Origin of the sequence: Kitasatospora sp. NPDC028055 (assembly GCF_040637885.1) — a bacterium.
GTDB lineage: Bacteria > Actinomycetota > Actinomycetes > Streptomycetales > Streptomycetaceae > Kitasatospora.
Map to the genome: position 1 here is coordinate 1 of NZ_JBEZXE010000109.1, position 2,462 is coordinate 2,462.

The 2,462-nt window shown below is 75.5% G+C and carries 2 protein-coding genes; one reads left to right on the forward strand and one right to left on the reverse strand.

Translation table 11 applies throughout. The annotated features are described in order from the left end of the window. Nucleotides 1-138 precede the first annotated feature (138 nt). Nucleotides 139-837, reverse strand: a complete 699-nt coding sequence (locus tag AB0F71_RS39820) for a SprT-like domain-containing protein (protein WP_360246204.1) — start codon at nucleotides 835-837, stop codon at nucleotides 139-141. A gap of 333 nt (nucleotides 838-1,170) precedes the next feature. Here AB0F71_RS39820 and AB0F71_RS39825 point away from each other — a divergent pair, with 333 nt between their 5' ends. Continuing rightward, nucleotides 1,171-2,250, forward strand: a complete 1,080-nt coding sequence (locus AB0F71_RS39825) for a ThiF family adenylyltransferase (RefSeq protein ID WP_360246207.1) — start codon at nucleotides 1,171-1,173, stop codon at nucleotides 2,248-2,250. Nucleotides 2,251-2,462: the final 212 nt, after the last annotated feature.

Genomic DNA, 2,462 nt, shown 5'->3' on the forward strand with positions numbered 1-2,462 from the left:
GCCGTCGCCCCCCCACCCCGGGGGGCGCCCCCGGGTCGCGGGGGCCCGCACCCCACCCGCCACCCCCCCCCCCCGATGTTGTGAGTGGGGGGGGGGGGGGCCCCCCCCCCGCCCCCCGCCCCCTCTTCATGTCCACCCTCACCCGCAGGAAGCTCCCGGATCCGGCTCCGCTCCCGGCCCCGACCCCGACCCCGGCGCACCGTGCCGGGCCCCCGGGATGTGCGGCAGCCGGGCCGCCGACACCACACCCTCCAGGTAGCCGCGGGCCCGCTCCGTCCGCGGATAGGCCTCCAGCAGCGCCCAGAACGCCGGGCCGTGGTCCGGCACCAGCAGGTGCGCCAACTCGTGCAGCAACACGTAGTCCAGCACGTACTCCGGCATGCCCTGCAGCCGGTGCGACAACCGGATCGTCCCCTCGCTGGGAGTGCAGGAGCCCCAGCGCGAATTCTGGTTGGTCACCCAGCGGACCTGCACCGGCTCGGCCCGGCCGGCCAGGTAGGCCGCCGACAGCTCCCGGGCCCGTGACATCAGGGCGTCGTCCCCGAGGATCCGCCGACGCTCCTGGGCCGCGAGCTTCTCCAGCATCTGCGCGACCCAGCGCTGCTCCTCGGCGTGCGACATCCGGGCCGGGATCAGCACGACGGTGCGGTCACCCTCGCGGTAGGCGGAGACCGTACGGCTGCGCCGGGCGCTGCGCCGCACCTCGACCCGGCTGCGGTCGTGCGCCTCCGGGGGCACCGCCCCGGCGGGCGGGTACTGCGGCCTCGCCTGCTGCTTGTCGTGCGACTTCTCGCGCTGCTTCTCGTCCGGGCGCCCGCGCGTACTCGGCGCCGCCATCTGGGACCCGGACGCTGCACGGGCACGCCGACGCGACGCCGGTGGATGGGAGTCCCGCTCGGCTGCCATGGCACACGACGTTACCCGGTACCACTGACAGAAGTCCGGTGCCGTGGCCGAAATCTTTCATGGAGCGATCGGGAACGAAAGGCTGCCGGAGGGTGTCCGGAAACCGACGCCCGGAAGGATGGGCAGTTATCCACAGGGCTCCCGAACAGATGGTGTGATCATGCGCCCGGACCTGTGGATAACTTTCCGCACGCCCCCGCCGCCATGGGGCATGCTGCGGTCAGCCGTCCGGAAACGATCGGAAGGGAGACCACCGTGCGCCTCATGCTCAAGCCCGCGCTGTCCCGCAGCTGGCGGGACTCCGAGACCCTGCAGTTCGGCACCGTCACCCGGTTCGCCGGGGTGCTCGGCAACGCCGACAAGACGCTGTGCGAGTTCCTCGACCTGCTCGACGGGACGCGCGAACGACCCGAGCTCCTCTCCGCCGGCGAACGGATCGGGCTCGGCCGCGAGCCCACCGACACCCTGCTGAGCGAACTGGAGGAGACGGGGCTGCTGGACGACGCGGAGGCGACCGGCCGGGCACTGTCGCACTTCCCCCGGCCCCACCAGGACGTCCTCGCGCCCGATCTCGCCTCGCTCTCCCTGGTCCACTCCGGACCGGGCGCCGCACCGGCCGTCCTGGTCCGGCGCGCCAGGGCCAGGATCGAGGTACGCGGCGCGGGCCGGGTCGGCGCGGCCGTGGCGGCCGTGCTCGCCGCCGGCGGCGCCGGCACCGTCACGGTGGCCGACACCGGCCGGGTCCGGCCCGACGACTGCTCCCCCGCCGGGCTGCCGCCCTCGGACATCGGGCGGCTGCGCTCGACGGTCGCCCGGGAGGCGGTGCAACGCGCCACCGGTCGCCCACTGGCCCCGGTGCCCCGGCGCAAGAGCGACGACCCGCCGCCCGACTTCGTGGTCCTCGCACCCCGGGACGGCAGCGCCGCCTTCGCGGGCGGAACGTACGAGGCCCGGCTGCTGCTCCGGGCCGGGGTGCCGCACCTGTACGTGGGCGTGGTCGAGGAGTTCGGCATCGTCGGACCGCTGGTGATCCCGGGGCGGTCGGCCTGCGGGCACTGCCTGGTGCTGCGCCGGGAGGACGAGGACGCCGCCTGGCCGCGGGTCCTCGCCCAGCTGGCGGACGACGGCCCGGGCCGGGCCCGCACCCCGGCCTGCGACACGGCCCTGGCCACGGCCGTCGCCGGTTTGGCGGCGCTGCACGTCCAGGTGTACCTGGACGGCGGCCGACCGCCGAGCGTCGACGGCTGGTGCGAGATCTCCGCGGGCGACGGCATGCCCCGCCGCCTGCGGCTCCGAGGACACCCGGACTGCGGCTGCCTGTGGCAACCGCTGCCGCCGAGCTGAGACGCGAGGAGGACAAGAGGCACGAGGAACGCACCGGGCGCGGGCCCGGGCGGCTGCGGGGCTCAGCAGCCACCCGACCCGACCCGTGGCCGACACGGGCAAAGGCGCCCGGCCAGGTGAGCCCATGGCCAGGTGAGCCCATGGCCAGGTGAGCCCATGGCCAGGTGAGCCCATGGCCCGGGGGCCGCCGGGGGGCGGGGGGCGGGCGCGGG